The organism is Thermogemmatispora carboxidivorans, assembly GCF_000702505.1.
Taxonomy (GTDB): domain Bacteria; phylum Chloroflexota; class Ktedonobacteria; order Ktedonobacterales; family Ktedonobacteraceae; genus Thermogemmatispora; species Thermogemmatispora carboxidivorans.
This window is the reverse complement of sequence record NZ_JNIM01000001.1, coordinates 3,077,836-3,101,551: the sequence shown is the minus strand read 5'-3', so window position 1 is coordinate 3,101,551 and position 23,716 is coordinate 3,077,836. Positions and strand designations below refer to the sequence as shown.

Genomic DNA, 23,716 nt, shown 5'->3' with positions numbered 1-23,716 from the left:
AAAGCAGGCGACCTTGCTTTGCCCTCTCTCTCCTGGCATACTCATGCCAGTCATGAACGAAGCAAAGCGCTTCTCGTCTCTTTGCAGATCCCAGGCTCATGGGTTACAATGCAAATCAGAGAGGCTTGCGGGCCACCGGACTATTGATCGACCGGGCCACGTCTGCCACGGATGTTCGTCCTCGAAGAAGAGAAAGGCGGCCAGTCTATGAAGCTGATCACTCCTGTTGTCGAGCGCTGGCTGGAGGAGGCACGCGAGAAGCCAGAGGCCTTCTGGAGCAAGGCAGCGGAGCAGCTCCCCTGGTTCCGGCACTGGGACCGCGCCTTTGAGTGGACCCCACCGACCTTCCGCTGGTTCATTGGCGGGGAAACGAATCTCTCCTACAGTGCCCTGGATCATCATGTCAAGCGTGGCTGGGGCGGTCACACTGCCCTCATTTATTTGAACGAGCGCGGCGAGCGCCGCCTCTATACCTATGCTCAGCTCCTGCACGAGGTTGAGCGCCTGGCGGCTGCCCTGCGCGGTCTGGGCATCCAGCGGGGAGACCGCATTACTATCTATATGCCGACCTTCCCCGAGGCCATCATGCTCATGCTCGCCGCGGTCCGTATTGGCGCCATTCACCTCGTCGTCTTCGCCGGCTTCGGCGCTCAGGCTCTGCGCGATCGCATCGAAGCCAGCGGCTCGCGCCTGGTCTTCACCGCTGATATCACCTATCGCAAAGGCAAAGGGACCAACCTCAAAGAGATCGTTGATGTCGCCCTGGCCGCTGGCAACGGCAGCGTCGAGCGTGTTGTGGTCTTACAGCGTGGCAGCCAGCCGGTCACCATGCAGGCTGGGCGTGACCTCTCCTGGCAGGAATTCCTCGCGCATGCCAGCGGGCAGAGTGGCAGCTACCTTCCCCTTGAGGCTAACGAACCGGCCTATATTTTGGCGACCTCGGGGACGACTGCCAAGCCCAAGCTTGCCGTCCACATGCATGGTGGCTACCAGGTGCACATTCACAGCATGGGCCAGTGGGTCTTCGGCCTCAAGCCGACCGATGTCTGGTGGTCCACCTCAGACATTGGCTGGGTTGTCGGGCACAGCTACATTGTCTACGCCCCGCTCATCGCTGGTGCCACCACCCTGGCCTTTGAGGGAGCGCTTGACTATCCTGCGCCCGATGTCCTCTGGCAGACCGTGGAAGAGTTTGCCGTCAGCGGCATCTTCACCTCTCCCACCGCTGTGCGTTTGCTGATGAAGTATGGCGCGGAGCCGGCGCGACGCTATGACCTCTCCACGCTGGAGCGTGTCTTTTGCGCCGGTGAAGTTCTCAACGCTCCGGCCTGGTCCTGGCTGCAAGAGACCGTCCTGCACAATCGAATCCCCGTCATCGATCATATGTGGCAGACAGAGACCGGCGGCCCGATCTTTGGCAATCCCTATGGTCTGGGCATGCTCCCTATCAAACCTGGTTCTGCCACCATACCTCTACCCGGCATCGAGGCCCGCGTCGTCTCGCCACTCGACGGCACTCCGCTTGGTCCTGGCGAGAAGGGGGTAATGGTAATCACGCGCCCCTTCCCGGGCTTGATCCCGACGCTCTGGGGCGATCCGGAGCGCTACGCACGCGATTACTGGGGGGTCTTGCCTGGCGTCTACTATACTGGCGACTCTGCTCATGTCGATGAAGATGGGTACGTCTGGTTCGCCGGGCGTGCTGATGAGATCATCAAGATTGCCGGCCATCGTATCGGCACTATTGAGGTCGAGACCGCTTTCCTCAAGCATCCTGCTGTAGCGGAGGCCGGTGTCACCGGGCGCCCTGATGAGCTGCGCGGCGAAGTCATTGTGGCCTTTGTCGTCCTGAAACAGGACTATGAGCCATCCGAGGAACTCAAGCAGGAGCTGCTCAAAACGGTACGCACGGAGCTTGGTCCAGTGGCCGTGATCGGCGAGCTGAATTTTGTCAATATGTTGCCCAAGACACGCAGCGGCAAGATCATGCGTCGGGTGCTGCGGGCCGTCACTCTGGGGCGCGACCCTGGTGATGTCTCGACCATTGAGGATGAAGCTTCGGTCGAGGAGGCGCGTCTGGCCTGGCAGCGGCTGCAGTCTGATATCTCCGCACGCTAAGTCTGGCCTTGAGGGCGTTCGGCATCCCCTGGCTGTCCGCCTGCTGCTTCTGGTCGCAGCAGCAGGAGCAGGCAGACAGTCAGGGGAGCGCACAGGATATGGCTGGCATCTGGAGCTGAGCCGGTTGGGCTTTCCTGGTCAGGCAGCAGCGGCCATCTTCTTGCAGCTGGATACAATTGCCTCTCTCTTGTCTGCCAACCTCTTTCCTGGACCTGCTCCTCTGGGGAGTCTCTGGCTGGTTGACCGTTGGCTGCCGTCAGCCTGTCTGGATAGTCAGGCTCTCCAGCTCCTGGCGCAGCCGCTGGATATCGCGCGCGGGCGGCTGCCCGAAGAGACTTCGGTAGTCGCGGTTAAAGTGCGAGACATCCTGGTAGCCGACGCGGAAGGCGGTGCTGGTGGCGTCCAATCCCTCGTTGAGCATCAGGCGACGTGCCTCCTGCAGGCGTAGCTGCTTCAAATACTGCAGCGGGCTGAGGCCGGTCACAGCCTTAAAGTGATGGTGCAGACTGGAGACACTCATGCCCAGCTCGCGGGCCAAGCTCTCGACGCGCAGCGGCTCTGCGAAATGTCGGCGTAAGTGCGCAACAGCGCTGGCAATTTCCGAGGGCATGCCGCCCTGCAAAGCCAGATGGCAGAGGCGCCTTCCCTGCTCACCGACCAGCAAGCGATAGATGATCTCCTGGGTTACTAGCGGCATCAAGACTGGGGCCTCCTCTGGCGTCTCAAGGAGCCGAACCAGGCGCACCACGGCATCGAGCAGCCGCTCGTCCAGAGGACTGACATTCAAGGCATGCGCTGAGCTGCGTTTTGGCACGTAGCCGGCGGAGAGCAGGACCGCCGTGACCTGCGAAGGCGCAAGGCGCAGCGTCAGACTCAAATATGGTTGCTCTGGGCTGGCTTCGATGACGCGGCTGAAGCGTGGCAGCTCAACGGTGGCCAGCAGATAATGAAAAGGATCATACTCGTAGCGACTGCGCTCGACGAGCACCTCCTTGCGCCCCTGAGCGATCACGCAGAAGGATGGTTCGGCAACGCTGGGTAAGGGAATGGACGGCGAGGAGAGGCGTGCCAGAACGAGGCCTTCAAGCGGCTCGACGGTCCCGTCGCGAGGAATGGCCCGCGCAATGCGCTCGGCCAGCTCCTCGCGGTTAGCTTGAAGACGCTGGAGTCGCCGCTCGTCTTGTTGGCGCTCGCGCTCGGCGATGACGGTGAGTAGAGTCATTGAAGAAGAACCTCCTCCACTATGGCGTTGCCTTGTGGCATGTGCAGGATCAGCCAATTTCTGACGAAGATTATTCTATCACCTCTGCCCGGCGATCTCTATAATGCTACTAGACGAGAGAACGCCAGACTGACTGCACTGCCACACTGCCTGCTGGTCAGGCGAGGTGGGGTGTGCAGAGAGCAGGCGGCCAGTGAAGAAGAGAGGGGGGAATACCAGTTATGGAGATCAGAAGGAACGGCACACAGCCTTCGCAGAAGGGGCCGGCTGCCACCTTTACTGGGGCAGTACGCATTGATCCGTTGTTCGAGGCACCCAGCCCGGCGCGTGTGCGCATGGCCAGCGTCACCTTTGAGCCGGGGGCCCGTACGGCCTGGCATAGCCATCCGCTCGGGCAGACGCTGATCGTCACTGCCGGCTGTGGGCGCGCCCAGCGCTGGGGTGGCCCTATTGAAGAGATCCGTCCGGGAGATGTGGTCTGGTTCGCGCCCGGTGAGAAGCACTGGCATGGGGCGGCTCCGACCACGGCCATGACGCACATTGCCATTCAGGAAGAGCTTGATGGCAAGGTCGCCGACTGGATGGAGCACGTCAGCGATGAGCAGTATGGGCAGCAGTCCTAGCGGGCCTGCGCTGGCTGGCGACCGCCTGGCAGACAGGTGGCCTGCTGCTCTGATTGGTCAGAAGAAGGGAGGTCATTCCTTCTATGAGCCAGACAGACCTTCGCGCGGCCTTGCAGGGTCGCAGCGAGATTGAGATTACAGTCAAGGGGCGCACCAGTGGACGCTCTTACACGTATCCGGTCTGGTTTGTCCTGGAGGACGATGTCCTCTATTTGCTGCCTGTGCGCGGAACCGAGACCGGCTGGTACAAGAACCTGCGCCAGGCTCCCACTTTGCAGGTGCGTGCCGGTCGGCAGGCTCTCACGGCAAATGTACGTCTGATTGATGACCAAAGCCGTGTCGCCGCCATTACCGAGCGCTTCCGCGAGAAGTATGGCCCCAGGCAGATCCGGGCTTACTATCCGCTTATCAACGTGGCCGTCGAGGTCCCATTGCACAGCTCACATCATTGAATGCTCTGGCACTACCAGAGCGAGTGAGCCCTGCCTTGACCAGTAAACCAACAGTCAGTTCGCCTGATCCTGTAGATAGAGATGCGCGGTCAGCAGAGGCCAGCCGTCGGGTCCCGGACCCAGAGCAGACGGCTGGCCTCGTTTGCTCTCAGACGGTGACAGTGGCCGGGGTGATTGGCGGGCGAGCAGGCTCCTGGGGCCATCATCAGGGCCAAACCTGTCACCAGGTGCACCACCAGCCGAGGCGTCTGGTAGCCACTGGGGTAGCGCGAAAAGCAGGCGCTCTGTCATGCTGCTGGCCTGTTATGTCAAAACATGAATGGTCGTGAGCATGTTGGAGCAGATCGAAGGCCATGTTGTTCGATTACTGAAATGATTGTGCCATCTGTACTATTGACAGGGGCGATTTTATACATTACCATTTATCTCAATAAAGTCGATATTTTTAGAACTGTAGATTTTAGTAAAGCGCTATGGAAGATACTATTCTCTATCCTCCTCAGAGGTTGGAGAGGACCGCCAGAACACAACAGACGAACCTGCACGAAGCCTGGCAGGCTCACCTCGTTCAGCTGCATCAGCAGATTCTCCAACCAGCCTCGCAGCTTGCTGCTCAGGTAAGCGAGCCATTTCGTCAGCATATGGGTACCTGGCATCAGAATCTGGAGCGGGCGTATGCAGCCCTCTCGGCCTTTGCGGATCTGTTGCAGGGCAGCGGTGCCCAGATGCAGGATCTCGATACGGTACTCAGCCAGGCTTTTGAACCATCGCCTGATGGTGAGCCATAACGAGAGGACAATGGCCGCTTCTTTGTGTGCATTGCACTATACCAGGGAGAGAGGACATCGCGATGAGTGACCCGCTTGTCGATGCTGCCATCAAGGGCCTGGCTGCGATTGGCATCGATGTACCACCGTTTGCCGAAGGCATAATTCAGCTGCTGATTGAAGCGGGAGAGGATGTCCCCGTCGTTTTGCCGCGTCTCCTCTCGCTGATCGAGCAGCTGGGCGCCGAGGCCTGGACTACGCTGGAGCAAGTGGCCAGCGGCATGCAGCGCTATGGGCCGGTGGGCTACGTCCAGCACCTCATGACTCAGGCGTTCAGTCCCCATGTCGAGACGATTCGACAGATCCACCAGCAGAAACGCGCACTCCTGGCGCATCATCGGGCGACGCTGTCCCGCTTCCAGACCGAGACGGCAGCACTCTTTACTCACGCCTCCCCCTGGCAGGGTCTGGCGGCAGAGCAGGCTCAGCTGCATCTTGCTCATCTCACAGCGGGGGTTTCTGCCCATCTGGATCTGCTCGAAGCCTCTCTTGCTATCGATCAGAAATTCTTTCACGATTACCAGGACGCCTATGAGGCCGCTGCTGATGCTGCGCTGATTGCACTCATCATTGTGTGTGCGGTCCTGGCTATTGCTTTGGCTACTGCTGCCTTTGATGGTGGCCTCTCCCTGGCTCTGGCTGGAGGTCTGTTGAGCATCACTCTGAGTGCGACAGAATGCTGGTTACTTGCTGGCATACTGGCCTGTTTTGTCGCCTGGGGAACCGCTCATGAACTGCTGGCCCATCCAATTCAGCTGAGTTGGAATCCCTCGCTGCCAGCAGGGCCGAGCCTTGTTCCCGGAACTACTCAGAGTGGCGTCGGGTCCATGCCGGCAACAGGAGAGGACGCTGCCAGCATTGCTGCTCAGATTGCCAGCAGCTGGGGTCAGGCGCGCTTCTGGACAGATGATGAACAGGAGGAGCTTGCTCAATCTTTGAGTACGGAGACCGGGCGTCGTCGCGCGCAGGCAGTGGCCCGCTATAGGCAAGATGTTGCTAATGGTAAAGAGCGCTATGATCAGAGGAAAGATCCGTCTCTGGCGAGTGCAGCGATGATTATCCTCTTCATCGCTGACCGTCAGGGACGCACTGTTTTCAATGGAGTCAATTTCGCGCTCGGTTTCAAGTACGCGCCTCCTGAACAACATGCCGAGGCCAAATTGATTGAGTGGGCGGCAAGGATTATTGCTACACGCCAGCCTCCCGGGATCTTGCAGGAGGCAACTATCAATGCACTTATCTTTAGCAGAACGGCGGTATGCTCAGCCTGTAAGGCCAGTTTGTTCTCTGGTCAATGGATTATGAGCTTGTACGCCGCTACGGGCCTGCCCCCAGGCAATGCGATCGTAGGGCTGGCGGTCTGGCAGACCAGTGCCGATGCTGGCTCGATCTCTGGAGTGGAGCCAGTCTATAGCGCCACTACCGATGGCCTCTCCATTTCTGGCTCAGCCTCGGCTCAGTCTCAGAGTCAGCTCGTCGCTGTCTAGGAGCCTGGGAGCGGTATACTGTGGTAGTAACCCCTCTGGCTCATGGCAGGTAAGGGAGGTCTCAGCCTCTCAGGACCGGAGCCAATGAGTGAGGCCCAGGTCGGGAAAAGGCTTCCTGCTAGAAAGTGTGCAGTTGGCTTTAGAAGAAGCAAGGTGAGAGCGATGCTTTGGTGGAAAGAATTTCCCCAGGGACTCATCTTTGGGGAGGAGGGCTTTTTTACGGAGCCGGGCTATTTGCCGCGGCAGTATCCCTACTATGTCGCGCGGGCCTTTCTGTCGGTGCAGTACGATGACGAGCCGAGGGAGGATGAGGAGGTGTATGACTGGTACCGGGTGGCGTGGGAGGCGGCGGAGGCGTTTGTGGAGCGCTGGGGGGGAGTAGATGAGGAGACGCTGAGGCGGGTGCTGAGAGAGGGAGAAGGGAGGGACCGGCTGGCGGCGGCGTTTGCGCTGGGGCACAGTCCCTTTGAGGGGGTCAATGAGACGCTGGCACCGTTGCTGGAGCATCCCGACTGGTTGCTGCGCTGTGCGGCGGCCTGCTGTCTGGCGCTGCGTCGAGACGAGCGGGCCATCCCAGTGATTGAGCGCTATCTGCTCACACCGGAGCCGACGATGGTGAACCGCAAGGGGCTGATTTGTCCGGTGCCGGAGGCGGACTGTTGGTATGAGTACTACAAGGGCTTGGTGGCGTGGGTGTTGGCAGAGTGGGGGCCGGAGTCGGTGGGGCCGGTGTTGCGGCAGGCGCTGCTGCAGCTGTGGAAGGAGGAGGAGAATGCCGAGGGGTTGCCTGGTCCTGTGAGCCTGGACGTCTATGAGGCGCTGAGCTATGCGCTGGGCAGGCGGGGGGTACTGGGTGCGCTGCATGGGGTCAGGATGCCGGGGCCGCTGAGGAGGCAGATGCTGCGCTGGCTGGCTCTGGGGTATCGACAGATCCCAGAGCGCTTTAACTCTAACGATGTTTTTGCTCTGTTAAAGCAGAAGGAGGTCAGAGAGGAGCTGAGGGAGGTGCTGTGGGAGAGGTTTGGGTTAGGGGGGGAGGAAATCGAGGAGGCGCTGGACTCGTACCGGTGCCTGGAGGATATAGAGAAGATCACGTATTGGTGGGCGTATCGTGAGAATCCCGAGAAGGAGGGATTTCCGTTTGAGGGAGATGAGGAGACGGAGCGGCTGGCGGCTGAGCTGTGGCGGGCGAAAATCGAGAAGCAGAAGCAGGGAAGCCAGCCGTCAGCAGGGGACGAGCGGCAGGCAGAAGAAGCAAGGTGAGAGCGATGCTTTGGTGGAAAGAATTTCCCGCAGGGTTCATCTTTCGGGAAGAAGAGTTTTTCACAGTGCCGGGCTATTTGCCGTGCCAGTACCCAGCGTATCTAGCACGGGCCTTCCTGTCCCTGACCTATCCTGAGCAGGGCCCTCCTCGTAAGCAAGCAGGCGCAGAGGAAGCGGAACGCCCCTGGTACCGGGTGGCGTGGGAGGCGACGGAGGCCTTTGTCGAGCGCTGGGGGGGAGAGGATGAGGAGACGCTGAGGCGGGTGCTGCGCGAAGGAGAGGGGAGGGACCGACTGGCGGCGGTGTTTGCGCTGGGGCACAGTCCCTTTGAGGGGATCAATGAGGAGCTGGCGGCGCTGCTGGAAGAACCGGACTGGCTGCTGAGGTGTGCGGCGGCCTGCTGCCTGGTGCTGCGTCGAGACGAGCGAGCGGTCCCAGTGATTGAGCGCTATCTGCTCACGCCAGCGCCCATAGCTGTTGACAGCGAGGGTCGAGTCAGCGTCGTGCCCGAGGCCAGCGGTTGGTACGATCTCTACAAGCAGCTGGTACCGTGGGTACTGGCGGAATGGGGGCCATCCTCCCTGCTATCGCGGTTGCGACAGGCGCTGCTGGGGTGTTGCAAGGAAGAGGAGGATCACAGCCGCCCATCGCCAACCCGTACAGGCTGCCTGAAAGCGCTGAGTTATGCCCTGGGCAGGCGCGGAGCGCTGGGGGCGCTCCACGGAATCAGGCTCCCCGGCTCCCTGAGATGGCTCACGTCGCTGTACCTGATACTGGGATATCTCCGAGCCGTCGAGCGCTTTGACTGCGACAACCTCCCTATGCAGCTGCGACCCGAAGCTACCCTCGGCAGAGAGGTCCTGACCTTCCTACAAGATCACTTTGCCCTTGATGAAGGGCAGGCGCAGGCGGCGCTCAAGTCCTGGCAGCAGCGGAGCAGAGCCGTGGTGAGCTGGCCAGAGAGGGAGCAGCTTCAGTAGGGGCCGCTGATCAAGAGAGGTGCAAGCTGCTCCCCCATCTCCTCCACCTTCCCTGGCAAGGCGGGGAAGGAAGCGGTAGGCCGGGTCGCTCCGCGGCCCGGCTGACAGCAGCGCTGTTGAGGCTCTCCCCTCCTACCACCAATCGCGCTCTGGAGGGAACTCATCTGGAGAGACAGGCTTGCGCCCCCGGACAGCCAACAAAGGCCAGAGCGCGCAGAAGTCCTCATCCTGCAATTCGGCAAGGGCCTGCTCTCTCAGCTGCTCCAGCTCTTCCCTCGAGGCTATGCCCATTGTGATCATCAAAGGCCGGAACTGCTCAAAACCGCTCAGGACAGCTTTGCAGCCCGGGAGATAGGCCTCGCTGCCCTGCGACCACTCGATCAGACAGGAGTGCAGCCGCACATCCAGCAGGCCAGCCTGGCGCAGCAGACGCGGCAGCACCACTGTGATGCCAAGATGGCGCCCGTCCACCGAAAAGCTCCGACCAGCGCGCTGCAGAGCTTTGCTCACCAGGCACCAGCCATGCTCAACCGCCAGACTGGTCGTCAGTGGTCCTTCGCTTTCGATCAGACTCAGTTTGCCGCCTGGTTTCAGTAGGCGGCAACACTCAGCCAGGAGGCGGGGCCAGGCTTTCGGCGGTAGGCAAGGGGAGAGCAGCCGCCCGTAGATCAAATCAAAGGAAGCAGTGGGGAGAGCCAGCGACTCCACGTCGGTGACCACCTGGAAGCTGACGTGTTGCAGATTACGAGCCCAGGCCCAAGCTTGGGCCCGCTTGATCAGCTCAGGATGGGAGTCAATGCCGAGCACTTCGACCCCTCGATACAGAGAAGCCAGCTCCAGGGCCCAGCTGCCAGATCCACACCCGACAACAAGCACCCGCCCCCCATCGGGCGGGATCTCCTCCTCGACGAGCGCGCTGCCCAGACCTTCCATCAGCAGGCGCTCCAATTGCAGCAGATAGGCTATTTCACGATCGTGCTTTGCACTACTCTGCGAAGTATCATCAAGCTCTATTCTCGTCATGCATAGGTGCTCCTCTCCGAAAATGACTGAAGCGTACCAACTCTCGTCTCGCGCGAAAGTCTTCGTCAGGCATGCACAGACTGCGCAGCGGAGGAGCCGGCTATCGAGCCCGTTGCGCAACCTGATCAATCTGACCCGTACCAGCCATCATGGCTGCCGTCCGGCCAGATACCTGGCCATCAGCTTCTGAGCAGCGCGCGTCAAGAGAACAACGAAGACAGGACGAACGACCTGACCAGGAGGCCGGGCTCGTGCTGGGGCCTTCCTACCCTAGTGGAAGCCCAGCAAGCGCATCGTAAGGGTGTACTGCACAATACCGAAGAAACCGAGGAGAAAGCCGCCCACGAGGAAAGCCGCAAAGAGGGCTGTCAAGACCCAATCCTGTCCACTAAAGCGCCTCGGTTCCAGCTCAGTGCGATGATCGATATCGTAGCCGAAACCGCGCGAAAGCATGGCCGCCGCCATCGCCTCTGCCGCCTGGAACGAGCGGAAAAAGGTCGGAATAGCGATCGTCGTATAGGCCCGGAAGCGCGCGACCGGATTGGAGGTCTTCACTTTCCAGGCTCGCGATTGCTGGGCCTCCATCACCGAGACGAGCTGAGCGACCACCACCGGGATATAGGCGATGGTCATCGAAAGCGCCATCCCGATCTCTGGCGGCACCCCCATGCGCGCCACGGCAAGAGCCATCTCCGCCGGCGAGACGGTCTTAATCAGCACCAGCGTGCTCTCAACCAGCACCAGCAGCCGCAACATCGTACCGACAGAGAAAACGACGGTCTCCCAGTAGAGCGGAACCGGCGGGAGGACCGGCGTGCCGCGCGGAATAACGTAGCCAATGAAGTGGGCGGTCTCGGCATGGGCCGGGCGCCAGAAAGCGATATTAGCAAGCAGCACGAAGATTACAAACGGCAAGATCGGCAGCAGCTGCTTTACTCCTTGCCAGACTGGAATGCGGGCAATCCTCCCGTAGGCGAAGACGCTCGCTAGCAGCAAAAAGAGAAAGAGCGGGTCATTCCAGGTCGTGAGCGTAATATTGATAGAGAGCCACCACAGGAGCTTGACCCGGGGATCGAGCCGGTGGATCACCGAACCGCGGTCTTGATAGGACAGCTCAAGCGCCATCGCCGGCCCCCTTTCGTACGGCACTGAGAGCGGCTAAAGCCTCATCAACCGTCAGCCAGGCCCAAGGAGAGCCGAGCTGCTGGCCCAACTGGGTCACCTGGGGGGCACGCAACGAAGAAGCCTGGAGCGCCTCCCTTGCCTGAAAAGCCTGGCGGGTTGGGGCATCCAGCAGCACTCGCCCATGAGCCATGACCACCACCCGCTGGCAATACTCAGCTGCCAGATTCATATCGTGCGTAATGACCACCACGGTCTGACCTGCGGCGTGGAGGCGGACAGCCAGATCCATAATCTCCTTGGCCCGCTTATAATCCTGTCCCGTTGTTGGCTCATCAAGCACCAACACGCTGGGCTGCATAGCCAGCACTGCCGCCACCGCAATGCGCTGCTTCTCGCCCATACTCAGCAAGAACGGATTTTTATCGAGCAGGTGGACGATCTCCAGATCCTCAGCGGCCTGCTGCACCCGTTCCCTGACCTGCTTCTCGGGCAGGCCCAGATTGCGCAGACCGAAAGCCAGCTCATCGTAGACCTTCAGCTTACAAATCTGCGTATCGGGATTCTGGAAAATAAAGCCCACGGTGGTCGCCATCTCATTGATACTGGCCTTCGCCGTATCGAGACCGGCCACGCGCACCGTGCCGCTGGTAGGCTTCAGCAGCCCATTGAAATGCTTCACCAGAGTGGTCTTCCCCGAGCCATTCTGGCCCAGGATTGCCACAAACTCGCCGCGGCGGATCTGAAGATCAAGATCGTGCAAGGCCGGTGTCCCATCGCGGTAGACGTGGCTCAGGCCGCTGACCTCGATCACCGACTCAGCGCCTGGGCTTGCTCCGCCGGCCCTGTCCGGGCCAGAGCTGAAGCCGCAGGTAGAGGCTGGAGCAGGAAGACTGACCAGGGCCGGGCCATCGATGAGCGGTTCCAGCAAGGCCACGGCCTCACTGACATCCAGAGGCAGGCGTGGCAGGGGCCAGCCGGCTGAGCGCAGGCGGGCCGCCAACAGCGTCACCTGGGGAACGCTCAAGCCCACCGAATCAATGTACTCGACGTGCTCCAGCACCTCACGCACGCTCCCACGGTGCAAGACCTGCCCCCGGTCCAACACCAGCATCTCGTCGACCAGATGAACGATCTCATCAAGCTTATGCTCTATCAGAAGCGTGGCCCGTCCCTCTTCGCGCGCCAGGCGCGCCACCAGGGTCAGCACCTCCTGGCTCCCCAAAGGATCGATGTTCGAAGTTGGTTCATCCAGAATCAGGGTCTGCGGATCAAAGGCCAGGATGGCCGCCAAAGCGCAGGCTTGCTGTTGCCCACCTGAGAGCTGATGTGGATTCTTGCGCCGGTGCTCGCTCAAGCGAGTCAGCTCTAGCAGCCGCTCGATGCGCTTGCGGATAGTCTCGGCGGGCAGGCCATAGTTACAGGCCCCAAAGGCGATTTCTTCTTCGACCGTTGGATTAAAGAGCTGGGTATCGGGATCTTGTTGCAAGAGACCGACCAGCTTCGAGAGGGCGCTAACGCTATAGCGCCGCGAATCGTAGCGTCCGGCGACGGTAACCCGGCCTCGCATATTCCCCTTAAACTCATGAGGAATCAGCCCATTGGCCGCGCGACAGACCGTTGTTTTCCCGGCTCCACTCGGTCCAGTGATCAACACCACCCGTCCCTGAGAGAGCTGGAGCGACAGATCGCGCACGACCTCACTATTCCCTTGCTCGTAGGTGAACCCGAATCCCTCGTAGGCGAGCGCACATACTTGCTCCTCTACTGGCACGAGTTCGTTCCTCCTTTTCCAGCTGCTAATGGGGTAAGTCAGAGAGCGCTCGCGTGCATCTCACAAGAACACGACCGACGGCGGAGAGGCTCAGACCTTCATGCAGGTGCAGTCAGTCACCCTGCGCAGGAGAGAGCGCCCATGACGAGCCAGGCCAGGCGCAACCTATCCGTATCAGCGCGCTCCTTTGCAGGGAGGCGCGCCGCGGCTCAGCCCGACCTGTCCCGCAAGAGCGCTCTCTCTTCCAGAGCGGGCAGAAGAGAGCCGACACCTGTAAGCAGGTAACTCATCAGCGCCTTCTGAGTAGGAGCAAGCCCCCTGCTCTCCTTCTCCTCTCTATCCTATCCGGTCCAGGCCGCCTCAGCTGAAGCAGTAACACCCTTAACTCAGCTCAGCGGTCTGAGGAGTCTCTTCACGTTGCCACGGCCAGCGCCACTGCGGAGCAACGAACCTTGGCACCGTTGCCAGCAAGATGGCCGGGACCAGAAAATAAATGATCAAATAGATCCAGTAGGCGTAGCCAAACTGCAGGGCCAGCTGAGCCTGGAAGGGGATAATCTTCAACACAAAGGAATAGAGGCCGATCCACCACCAATACTGGAAGAAGAGCGCCACCGCAGTCAAGAGCAAGAAAAGGGCCAGGCGCTTGGGAACACTGGCCACACGATAGACGGCGGGATAGAAGGCGGCCAGAATCAGCACATGGATAAGGTAGCCGGGCCAGCCGATGATCCCAACCTGGCCGGTGACCGAATCGACAAAGACCACAATGGCCCCGACGATAGGGCCGCCGATCATGGTCGACAGAGTCAGCCAAATACCACCGAGATTGAAGTTGACGCCGGGCAGATAACCGGGGATCGTAATCTGGAGCAGTTCGAAGGCAGCCGCGATGGCTCCGAAGATCACTGCGACCGCGATCTGGCGCGCGCTGAGGATGGGGCGGCGCTGCACCAACTCACCTGGACTATTGGTCGTCTGCTGCATATCTCTAACCTCCCCCACAGACGTCGCGGCGGCGACGTCAGGGTAGCCTACTAATGGGCGAACGACTCAACGATCTCTACCGTTGCTTCGGCTCAGGCTGGCCTTTTCCCTGGGTTGGAATTGAGGAGGAGCAGCGCGCTCGGCGACTGCCCTGCTAGCCGTATGGGAGGGGGAAGGTGCTACCCTCTGCCTGCCCTGGTCCAGGCAGGAGCAGCCTTCCACAACGATGCAGTGCCTGGCGATCGCCAGGGACCATCTGATCGACCCGCCTGCGACTGACGGACAGATGGCCTACCTGGCAATGGCCCCACAGCTGCAGATCACGAAGCTGAAAGACCCAGGCGCTCGGGATTGAGGCGGACCACGCTCAGCGTCTCCACATCCAGCTCGACGCCATAGTCCTGCCAGGCCTGCTCGCGGCTGATGTAGCCATCGCGCACATCCTCGATCACCGCCTCGACCGGACGCTCCAGGGGAGAGCCCCAACCGCCGCCAGTGCCAGTCACCAGGCGCGCCACCTCGCCGCGTTTGAGCGGGTAGCGGGCGCACTTGCCCAGCACCACCTCACGGCCATCCGCGTGCCGGATGCGCACCTCGTTGCGTGAGCCGTTCTGGCCGCCAGCCACCCCCCAGGGAACATACTTGTGGCGGCCAAAAGTAGCGGTCAAGGTCACATTGTCAGCCACAGCGCGGTACTCGCGGATGCAGCCGCGTCCGCCGCGATAACGGCCTGCTCCGGCCCGCGGCTCCGTATCCAGCTCATAGCGCTCGACCAGGATGCCGTAGCGCGTCTCCGCGACCTCTACCGGGATCACATAGGTCTCGCCATCGCCTACACACATCAGACCAGACTCGCCGTCCTTGGCGGCTCCAGCGCCCCAGCCACCGGCCTGCGGCTCAACCAGCAGAAACAGCTCATTCGTATCGGGATGGGTGCCGGCCAGGACAATCCCACAGACCGACAGGAAGTGACCAGCGCTCAACCGGTCGGGCACGATCGGCGCCAGGGCCTTCCAGACCAGATCGGTCACATAGTTCATGGTCTCCCAATAGGTCGAAACCGGAGCCGGACGCTCAGCAGTGAAGATCGTCCCCGGCGGACAAATAATCTTGAGCGGCCTGAAGCAGCCCTCATTGACCGGAATGGTAGGGCTGGTAATGGCCTTGAGCATCGTGCGTACGCCCGAATGCAGGCCCGTCAGCGTACAATTGACCGGACCGGGTACCTGGGGATGCGTGCCCGTGAAGTCGCAGATAAACTCATCGTCGCTGATCGTCACCTTCACGCGCACCGGGAAGGGGCCATGACCCAATCCATCATCATCGATCCAGTCTTCAGCCTCATAGACCCCCTTGGGCAACTTCGCCAGCTCCAGGCGCGTCATGCGTTCGCCGTAATCGAGGAGGGCCTCGATCGAACTCTGGACCACAGCCAGGCCGTAGCGGTCGCACAGCTCCTGAAAGCGCCGTTCGCCCAGGTGAAGCGAAGCGGCCTGCGCATACATATCGCCGAGGGTCATATCCGGCAAGCGCACATTGGCGGCGATCAAATCGATGAGGCTCTGAACGGGGCGGCCCTCCTCAAAGAGCTTGACGCAAGGGAACTGCAGCCCTTCTTGGAAGACCTCGGTCGAATCGGTTGTCCAGGAGCCAGGGTCCTTGCCGCCGACCTCGGTCCAGTGAGCCTTACTGGCGGCGAAAGCCACCAGCTGCCCCCCATAGAAGATCGGCACGACCAGCGAGACATCCGAGAGATGGGTACCGCCGCCGCCGTAGGGATCATTGGTAATCACCACATCGCCCGGATGCAGATTCTCCGTACCGAACTTCTCCAGCACCGAGCGCACCGCGAAGGTCAGGGTGCCCAGGAAGCCCGTCACCCCATTGCCCTGGGTGATGAGCTGGCCGCGAGCATCCGTCAAACCAGAAGCGAAGTCGAGCACCTCATAAATAATCGTGCTCTTCGACGTACGCTGCAGCGCGATAAACATCTCATCGCCGATCGCGACCAGGGCATCTTTGACGATCTCGATCGTAAAGAGGTCGACATCGGCGCGGTTGGACTCTGCCATGCGCTGAGCCATGCTCGCTCACTCCCCCGTTTCGATAATCAAATTCCCGAAAGCGTCGACGTGCAGCAGCTGACCAGGCAAGACCACCGTGGAAGCAGCCGGCTCCTCAACAATAGCCGGTCCCTCCAGGCGGGCGCCAGCCCCCAGGCGGCTGCGCTCATAGATGCGTGTCTCATAGCGCCCGAGGTCGTCGAAGTGAACCAGGCGTTGGCCTTTCAGGGCGCGCTCGCTCCCATCATGCTGAGCAATCGTCTGCAGCTCGGGCTTACGCACTCGTCCGAAGCCGGCCACGCGCAGATTCACCAGCTCGATGGGCGAATCCTGGCGGAAGGTATAAAGCTGCTCGTGCAGGTCATGGAAGCGACTGGCCACCAGTGGGCGAGCCTCCTCACCCAGGCGGCCCGTCGGCACAGGCACTTGTACCGTGTGCTCCTGGCCCAGGTAGCGCATGTCAGCGGAGCGGGCAAAGACCACCTCCTCCGGCTGAACACCCTCAGCGGCAAAGGTCTCCTGCAATTGTTGCTCCATCTCAGCCCAGATCGCTTCCAGCTCGCCCATTGCCACCCCATCGAGGCGCACCGGCCTGGTGCGGACCAGGTCATGGCGGATATCGCTCATCAACATACCCCAGGCCGAGAAGTGGGCGGGGGCAGGGGGGATAATGACACGCGGGACGCGCAGCTCACGAGCCAGAGCAGCGGCATGCATCGGGCCACCGCCACCGAAGGCCACCATCGCGAACTCGCGCGGGTCGCGGCCCTGGCGCACCGAGACCAGTTTGAGCAAATGGATCATATTGGCATTGGCCAGGCGGATGATACCCAGGGCCGCCTCCTCCACATCCAAGCCCAGCGGCTGAGCAATGCTCATCATCGCCCGACGGGCCTGCTCCACATCCAGGCGAATCGTGCCACCGAGGAAATACTCGGGATTGATACGGCCCACCAGGACATTCGCATCAGTGACCGTTGGCGCGCTGCCGCCGCGTCCATAGCAGGCCGGCCCTGGCTCAGCCCCCGCGCTGCGCGGTCCCACCTTGAGGGCGCCCGCTGGATCGATCCAGGCAATGCTCCCCCCACCGGCCCCGATCTCAACGATATCCACCACCGGCACCTTAATCGGATAGCCGGCAGTCGTTGGCGTGCGCTCAATATAATAATCGCTCGTCACGCGAATCTCGCCGCGCTCCACCAACGAAGATTTCGCCGTTGTCCCACCGATGTCCAGCGTAATGATATTATCTTCATGCAGCAGCTGACTGATGGCTGCCGCACCAATCACGCCGCCGACAGGACCCGACTCCACCAGGTGGATAGGGGTGCGACTGGCCAACTCGAACTTCGAGATGCCACCATTGGATTGCATGGCATAGCGACGCTGCTGCCCGATCCCGACCTCATCGAGGCGCTGCGAAAGGGCCTCCAGATAACGCCGCGCTACCGGCTTCACGTAGGCGTCGAGGACAACGGTACTCGTGCGCTGGAACTCGCGCCACTCGTTGGCCAGCTCGTGAGAGGCGGTCACATCGACATCGGGCCACTCCTCACGCACAATCTCCAAGGCCCGCTTCTCATGGACGGGATTGGCATAAGCGTGCAGAAAACAGATCGCCAGGGCCTGCGCCCCCTGACGGCGCGCCTCAGCCACAGCGGCCCGCACATCCTCCTCGACCAGAGGCTGCAGCACCTCACCCTTATAAGTGAGGCGCTCGCGTACTTCCAGGCGCAGACGGCGCGGCACAAAGGGCTTCGGCTTCGTGAACAGCAGATTATAAATATCGGGGCGGTTCGCACGCTGGATTTCGAGGACATCGCGGAAGCCACGGGTGGTGATCAGGGCAGTGACAGCGCCCTTGCGCTCGGTCAACGTGTTGATGATCACGGTTGTTCCGTGAGCCAGGAACTGGACATCGCGCAGCTGAGCCTCAGTCAGGGCCGTAATGACCCCTTCTTCAAAGCGAGCTGGCGTGGTCGAGGTTTTGCCCAGACCGATCTGCCCTCTAGTTTCATCCAAGTAAACAAGGTCGGTGAACGTTCCGCCGATGTCAACGGCTGCTCGTATGCTCATCGTCTTTGCCTTTCTCACATCAGTCGCGGAGTCAGCACCCAAATGGCCCGCACCACTTGATCCGTCTCGTTACGGATGGCATGAGGCACGGACGAATGGAAGTAGATGCTGTCTCCAGGACCGAGGCGGTACTGTTGCCCAGCGATGATAAAAACCAGTTCACCTTCCAGGATGTAGGCGAACTCCTCTCCCTCATGACTGTAAGGCTCCTCTTTGACATCGCCCGGCTGGATCGTCACATACAACGGCTCCAGCGTCAGGTTGGGGGCGCGTGGGGAAAGCATCTTATAGGTGCGCAGACTGGAGACCATTGCCAGTTGGCTCCCGTCCTCTGCACGCTGGACATAAGGCAGCTGGGCCATCCCTGGCCGCCCTTTCTCTTGCTCAGCCGGCGGGAAAAAGCTCGCCAGATTCATGTCAAGCGCCTTTGCAACGGTGGAAAGAGAGGTGAGCGCTAACGATGATCGCCCTCGCTCCACCAGGGAGAGGAAGCCAATAGAGAGGCCTGTTCGCTTGCTCAGCTCGCGCAAAGAGAGCTTCAACTCGCGCCGCCTGGCCCGAATAAGAGACCCGATGACACGAATCCGCTCTTCGGCTTCAGCAGCGCTGGCTGATGCCTCTTTGGCGACTTTGCTTTGCTCTTCGACGAGTCCACGACCGGCTGTCGTCATGCTGTCTTCTGCCTCACTCTATACCAGTGTTTTATATAGGTAAACATTTTTAGTGAGTATAGCATAGGGATGGCCCATTTGCAAGGGAGACGGATCAGCAAAAGATCTGACAGCCAACACAGAGAAGGACCTGGCCATTCGTTGGTCCCTCCCCCCCTTGACATTTTCCTTGACCAGGTGGTAAGATTCTGACTGTCCGGTCATGACTGATCGGTCAAAATTCTTCTCGGTGGTCATTTTCTATAGAAACAGTCAAACTGTGTACCATCGGTCAACGAACGAGGAGGTGCACTGATGCCGCCTTCGACCGCGCCGCGCTCATGGAAGGAGAAGCAGCGGCAGGAGCGCGAGGCGCTCATCTTGCAAACCGCAGAGGAGGTCTTCTGCGAAAAAGGCTATCACGAGACCTCGATCGATGAGATCGCCGCGCGGGTGGGGATTGCCAAGGGGACCGTCTATCTCCATTTCCCGAGCAAAGAGGACCTGCTGGCGGCCCTCTTTCAGCGCGATACGGAGCAGGCAATGGCCGAGGTGGAGGCCATCGCTTCGTCCCCGGGGCGCTCGGCGCGTGAGAAGTTAGAGGCGATTCTGCACCTTCTCTACGGAGAATTGTTTAAAAAACGTACCCGCCTATTCTACAGTATGTATAACAGCCCTGAGATGCGTGCCCTCCTGGCCAAGAAGGAGGAGATGCATGCCCATTGGGAGCAGCTTACTCGTCGCATCGAGAGCTTGCTCGCCGAGGGACAGGCTGCCGGTGAGTTCAATCCTGAGCTGCCGACCAGCGTCATGCTGAGCCTCTTTCTGAACCTGGTGTCGGTGCGTGGCTATGAGCGGTTGGTGGGGCAGGAGGGTCTGGCGCCCGCTGAGGTGGCGCGCTATCTCGCTCGCATTTACTTTAAAGGAATCGCTGCTTGCTGAGTACAGCCATGCTGATTGTGGCGATTGCGGAAGAGAGAGGAGAGGAGTTGCTTTTATGGAACCACTAACACCGCCGTCTGGTGCTGGTCCAGCGGCGGAGACGCTTTCCGCTGAAGGGACCCAGGCAGTGGCAGCTGCCACTGCCGCGCGCCCCACGCAGGCGATGGCTGAGGAGCTGCCGCGCTTTTCGGCGCGTGAGACGGCCCTGACGATGGCCGGAGTGCTGATGGTGATGCTGCTGGCCTCCCTGGACCAGACGATTGTCTCGACGGCTATGCCGCGTATCATCGGCGAGCTTCAGGGCTTCGATCGCTATACCTGGGTCTCCACAGCCTACCTGCTGGCATCGACGGTCATGGTCCCAATCTATGGAAAGCTTTCCGACCTGGTGGGCCGTAAACCGATTTTCTTGTTTGGCGTGGTGATCTTCTTGCTCGGCTCGGCCCTCTCGGGGGCGGCCCAATCGATGAATCAGCTGATTGCCTTCCGGGCCTTCCAGGGCCTGGGAGCCGGTGCGCTCTTACCGATCGCCATGGCGATCGTCGGTGACCTGTTTACGCCACGTGAGCGCGGGAAGTGGCAGGGACTGACGGGGGCGATCTGGGGGCTGTCCTCGATTATTGGCCCTACCCTCGGCGGTTGGATTACGCAAAATACAAGCTGGCGTTGGGTCTTCTACGTCAATCTGCCCATTGGGATCGTGGCCCTGCTGGTGTTGATCTTCCTGATGCCGGCTTTGCGAGGGAAGAACCGCCAGGTCTCGATCGACTACCTGGGTGCTGTGCTGCTCGTGCTGGGCGCTCTACCATTGCTGCTCGGTTTCTCGCTGGCTGGCAATCAGTACGACTGGCTCTCGCCCCAGATTCTCGGCTTGCTGGCTGGCGCTGTGGTCTTCTTGACGGCTTTTCTGGTCTATGAGGCCCGACTGGAGCGCCGTCAGGGTCAGCCCATTATTGAACCTGGCCTGTTTAAGAATAGCATCTTTACGGTCAGTACGATTGTGACCGTCATCTTCGGGATGGGTCTCTTCGGCAGCGTCTTCTTCATCCCGCTCTTTGTTCAGGGAGTCGTGGGGACCACGGCCACCAACAGTGGGCTGATTCTGACGCCGCTGATGCTGACTTCGGTTGCTGGTAGTATCCTCTCCGGTCAGCTGGTCTCTCGTATCGGTAAATACAAATGGATCGCCATCACGGGGATGGCCATCAGTGTGGTCGGCTCCTATCTGCTGACGCGCCTGGATGTTCATTCGACCAATACGGATGTCTTGATCGCCATGCTGGTCCTGGGCCTGGGGATGGGCTTCGGCATGTCGCTCTATACGCTGGTGGTGCAGAATGCCATGCCGGTGCAGAAGATTGGCCAGGCAACGTCGGCGATGGTCTTTTTCCGCCAGATTGGGGCGACCGTCGGTCTGGCGGCGATGGGGTCGATCATGACCTCGGCCTATCAGCCGGCCTTTGATCAGGCTCTGCCTGCGATGGTCAAGCAGGTGGTGCCGGCGCGCTTCCTCTCGGCCTTCAATAATCCAGAGATCTTGCTCTCGGATGATGCGCGGCAGCAGATGCAGCGTGCCGCGGCGGCCTTTGGACCGCAGGGGCAGCAGTTGCTGTCAACGATCATGGAGGCGGTCAAGACGGGTCTGGCTCAGGGTATCCACAATGTCTTTGTCCTGAGCTTTGTGCTGATGGTGGTGGCGCTGGTTGCGGTCTTCTTCCTGAAGGAGATCAAGCTGCGTGACCGGCGGCGCCCTCAGTCCCAAGGCGCGGGCCAGGGTGAGGGAGAGCCAGCGCCCGAGGCCGGCGAGCTGGTCGGCTTGATCTAGCAAGCTCCTTCTCTTCTTGACTTGTCTTGCCTTGCCGGTGCCTTCCCCTCATCGGTCATCAGAGAGAGGGAGGGGCGGGACGCTCCCGCTCCTCCCTCTCCTGTTGTATTGGTATTCAGGCCCTGTCTGGCGGGCTGAGGGATGGCGCATCTCGCTTGCCTGGCCTGCATCCAAGACCGGGGCGAGCAAGGCTGGCTCGGACGGGGCTAGGGGAGGTTGTTACGCAGCTTATAGACCTTGATGGCCACTTGCAAGCTGAGCCAGTTGCTGCGGTCCTGCAGATCGATCTCGCAGAGCGATTGCAGGCGCTCCAGGCGTTGTATCAGGGTATTTCTGTGCACAAAGAGGCGACTCGAGGTTTTGGTCAGGTTGCCAGCGCACTCCAGATAGGTTTCCAGAGTTGAGAGCAGATCGGTGCCCTTGCGACGATCGTAGTGGGCGATGCGGGCGATCTGGTCCTGGTAACTATCGCGCAGGTCATCCATGCGTGCGATCTTATAGAGGTAGCGATAGATCCCCAGGTCATTGAAGTGGGTCACGCCGTCGCCATTGAGGCTGCGGCCCATCTGGAGAGCCTCGCGGGCTTCGGCGGCGCTGCGGCGGTAGTCGGCGAGCTGCTGACAGGGATTGCCGATGCCGGCGGCCACATGCAAGGTCTGGTCCTGATGGAGCTGGTGGACCAGCTCGCGTAGCCAGCTCTTGAGGCGCGCGTTGCTGGCTGGGCCGGGCATGGCCGTGTGGGGGGCAGCAGGCTCGCCTTCTTGTGTCAGGCGGACCAGGCAGGTGAGTGTCCGCTCCTGCTCGTAGAGCAGCGAGCCTGGATAGACCTCCTGGAGACGGCGCCGGATCAGGCCACAGGCCCGCTTGTAGGCTGTCTGGCGCTCCTCCTCGCTCAGGGTCCGGTACAGGCCGGCTCCGATCCCGATGCTGTCCTCGGCGGGGAGCAGCTCAAAGAGGACTACCACATGTGGGCGTTCCAGATCGCAGCCGAGCAGCTTCGCGCGCTGCTTGAGTGCCTCCTCCGACTCGTAAGCGCCGCCCAGTAACTCATCGAAGAAAGCCTTGACCAGATTCTTCTGAGTCAATAGGTCGACCAGCTGGCTATTCTTAATCGCAATCGCGGCCTGATTAGCAATGGTGCTCAGGAGTGCCTGGTCTTCGGGGCTGGGGCGTCGCGCCTTGCGGAAATAGCAATTGATCAGGCCCAGGTGCTCGGTACCCGACACCAGGGGGGCTGAGAGCAGGGTACGGTGTTGGCCATCCTTCAGCGGATTGAAGCCCTCGAAGGTCAGGGCCTGATACTCGCCGCTCTGGAGGCTGACAGCGTTATCAAGCGGGCCAGTGCTGGCGGGGCTGGGGCCACCGGTGCTGGCTCCCGGCGAGGCATTGCTGACCGGTTCGTGCAGGGCCTCCAGAGCCGGGCGCTCCGCTTCCTGAGATTGTAGCAGTGAATGCTCACGCTCCGTCAGGCCCGAAGCCACGGCCCGCACCGTGAGCCGGCCTCGGGCCTGATCTACCAGCATAATCACACACAGATCGGCCTCCATGATTTGGGCGGTGAGTGCTGCCAGCGAGCGCAGCATCTCATCGAGGTAGAGGCTGGAACTAATCGTCTGGCTGAGTACCGAAAGGCTTGTCAGGATATTCAGCTTGCGTCGCGTGTGTTCATAGAGCCGCGCATTCTCGATTGCACCTGCTGCCAGGGCCGCCGTATTGCAGACAAAACGCTGCTGCTCCTCGTTGAAGGTTGCCGGGGCGGCGGTATTCATCGAAAGGACCCCGATCAGCTGGCGCTCGCGGCTGACAATGGGGACCGTCATCACCGACTGGAATTCCTCGCGGTCCAGCTCCGGCACGACGTAGAAGCGGGGATCGCTGCGTGCCTGCTCTTTGAGAATCACCGGCTCCAGCGTTGTCGCAACCCAGCCGGCGATACCCTGACCCAGGGCTAGCTCGATCTTGCCGGCGAAGCGCGCATACGGCTCGCTGGCACTGGCCAATACGAGGCGCTCGTGTTCGGTGTCGTAGAGGTAGAGAAATGCGGCGTGGCAGGAGACGGCGCGCACAATGGCAGCGACAAGACGGTGCAAGATCTCGTCGAGCTTGAGCGTCGAGCCGACAGCGGCGATGATCTCGTTAAGGAGCGCGTACTCTTGCGACTTGGTCGCCAGGACCTCGCGCAGCCGACTGTTCTCCCGGCGCAGCTCCTCCAGCTCGCGGTGCTCCTGCTCCGCCTGGCGTTTGCTCCCGGCGCGATCCGGGGCTGTTCTGGATACCATGCC

At 60.8% G+C, this 23,716-nt stretch carries 18 protein-coding genes; 9 read left to right on the top strand and 9 right to left on the bottom strand.

The annotated features are described in order from the left end of the window. Positions 1 to 207 precede the first annotated feature (207 nt). Positions 208 to 2,118 (top strand): acetate--CoA ligase, encoded by a 1,911-nt coding sequence (locus N688_RS12175; protein WP_052889536.1) that lies wholly within the window; start codon positions 208 to 210, stop codon positions 2,116 to 2,118. Between the two features lie 256 nt (positions 2,119 to 2,374). Here N688_RS12175 and N688_RS12165 read toward each other — a convergent pair whose 3' ends face one another. After that, positions 2,375 to 3,340 carry an AraC family transcriptional regulator gene (locus N688_RS12165; protein WP_052889534.1) on the bottom strand — a complete coding sequence of 322 codons (966 nt, stop codon included), beginning with the start codon at positions 3,338 to 3,340 and terminating at the stop codon, positions 2,375 to 2,377. Positions 3,341 to 3,561: 221 nt separating this feature from the next. On the opposite strand from N688_RS12165, the gene N688_RS12160 reads away from it, so the two are divergent. From N688_RS12160 to N688_RS12135, 6 genes are all read left to right on the top strand, one after another. Continuing rightward, positions 3,562 to 3,963: a (R)-mandelonitrile lyase gene (locus tag N688_RS12160; RefSeq protein ID WP_052889533.1), complete on the top strand. Its 402-nt coding sequence runs from the start codon at positions 3,562 to 3,564 to the stop codon at positions 3,961 to 3,963. Positions 3,964 to 4,046: 83 nt separating this feature from the next. Continuing rightward, positions 4,047 to 4,415, top strand: coding sequence for a nitroreductase family deazaflavin-dependent oxidoreductase (locus tag N688_RS12155; RefSeq protein ID WP_052889532.1), 369 nt, complete (start codon positions 4,047 to 4,049; stop codon positions 4,413 to 4,415). A 473-nt stretch (positions 4,416 to 4,888) separates the two neighbouring features. Next, complete coding sequence (locus tag N688_RS12150; RefSeq protein WP_052889531.1) at positions 4,889 to 5,203, top strand: hypothetical protein; 315 nt, start codon at positions 4,889 to 4,891, stop codon at positions 5,201 to 5,203. 62 nt (positions 5,204 to 5,265) lie between these two features. After that, positions 5,266 to 6,729 (top strand): hypothetical protein, encoded by a 1,464-nt coding sequence (locus N688_RS12145; protein WP_052889530.1) that lies wholly within the window; start codon positions 5,266 to 5,268, stop codon positions 6,727 to 6,729. 162 nt (positions 6,730 to 6,891) lie between these two features. After that, positions 6,892 to 7,992, top strand: a complete 1,101-nt coding sequence (locus tag N688_RS12140) for a HEAT repeat domain-containing protein (RefSeq protein WP_052889529.1) — start codon at positions 6,892 to 6,894, stop codon at positions 7,990 to 7,992. A gap of 5 nt (positions 7,993 to 7,997) precedes the next feature. Further along, positions 7,998 to 8,972, top strand: a complete 975-nt coding sequence (locus N688_RS12135) for a HEAT repeat domain-containing protein (RefSeq protein WP_052889528.1) — start codon at positions 7,998 to 8,000, stop codon at positions 8,970 to 8,972. 132 nt (positions 8,973 to 9,104) lie between these two features. On the opposite strand, the gene N688_RS12130 is transcribed toward N688_RS12135, so the two are convergent. From N688_RS12130 to N688_RS12100, 7 genes are all read right to left on the bottom strand, one after another. Continuing rightward, positions 9,105 to 9,995 carry a class I SAM-dependent methyltransferase gene (locus tag N688_RS12130; RefSeq protein WP_052889527.1) on the bottom strand — a complete coding sequence of 297 codons (891 nt, stop codon included), beginning with the start codon at positions 9,993 to 9,995 and terminating at the stop codon, positions 9,105 to 9,107. A gap of 270 nt (positions 9,996 to 10,265) precedes the next feature. Continuing rightward, positions 10,266 to 11,120 (bottom strand): energy-coupling factor transporter transmembrane component T family protein, encoded by an 855-nt coding sequence (locus tag N688_RS12125; RefSeq protein ID WP_052889526.1) that lies wholly within the window; start codon positions 11,118 to 11,120, stop codon positions 10,266 to 10,268. After that, on the bottom strand, positions 11,110 to 12,891 hold the full coding sequence (locus tag N688_RS12120; RefSeq protein ID WP_052889525.1) for an ABC transporter ATP-binding protein: 1,782 nt from the start codon (positions 12,889 to 12,891) through the stop codon (positions 11,110 to 11,112). Before N688_RS12120 ends, N688_RS12125 begins: the two co-directional genes overlap by 11 nt. A gap of 381 nt (positions 12,892 to 13,272) precedes the next feature. Next, positions 13,273 to 13,878 (bottom strand): hypothetical protein, encoded by a 606-nt coding sequence (locus tag N688_RS12115; RefSeq protein ID WP_052889524.1) that lies wholly within the window; start codon positions 13,876 to 13,878, stop codon positions 13,273 to 13,275. A gap of 320 nt (positions 13,879 to 14,198) precedes the next feature. After that, a complete protein-coding gene (locus N688_RS12110) occupies positions 14,199 to 15,950 on the bottom strand; it encodes a hydantoinase B/oxoprolinase family protein (protein ID WP_052891475.1) in 1,752 nt (583 codons plus the stop codon). Positions 15,951 to 15,968: 18 nt separating this feature from the next. Then, a complete protein-coding gene (locus tag N688_RS12105) occupies positions 15,969 to 18,017 on the bottom strand; it encodes a hydantoinase/oxoprolinase family protein (RefSeq protein WP_202901907.1) in 2,049 nt (682 codons plus the stop codon). Positions 18,018 to 18,031: 14 nt separating this feature from the next. Further along, entirely contained in the window at positions 18,032 to 18,688 is a 657-nt protein-coding gene (locus N688_RS12100) for a cupin domain-containing protein (RefSeq protein ID WP_052889523.1), read from the bottom strand. A gap of 294 nt (positions 18,689 to 18,982) precedes the next feature. On the opposite strand from N688_RS12100, the gene N688_RS12095 reads away from it, so the two are divergent. Together N688_RS12095 and N688_RS12090 are read left to right on the top strand one after the other, a co-directional pair. Continuing rightward, a complete protein-coding gene (locus tag N688_RS12095) occupies positions 18,983 to 19,609 on the top strand; it encodes a TetR/AcrR family transcriptional regulator (protein WP_052889522.1) in 627 nt (208 codons plus the stop codon). A gap of 55 nt (positions 19,610 to 19,664) precedes the next feature. After that, positions 19,665 to 21,434, top strand: coding sequence for an MDR family MFS transporter (locus N688_RS12090; RefSeq protein ID WP_081838782.1), 1,770 nt, complete (start codon positions 19,665 to 19,667; stop codon positions 21,432 to 21,434). A gap of 206 nt (positions 21,435 to 21,640) precedes the next feature. On the opposite strand, the gene N688_RS12085 is transcribed toward N688_RS12090, so the two are convergent. Continuing rightward, positions 21,641 to 23,713: a GAF domain-containing protein gene (locus tag N688_RS12085; RefSeq protein ID WP_052889521.1), complete on the bottom strand. Its 2,073-nt coding sequence runs from the start codon at positions 23,711 to 23,713 to the stop codon at positions 21,641 to 21,643. Positions 23,714 to 23,716 lie beyond the last annotated feature (3 nt).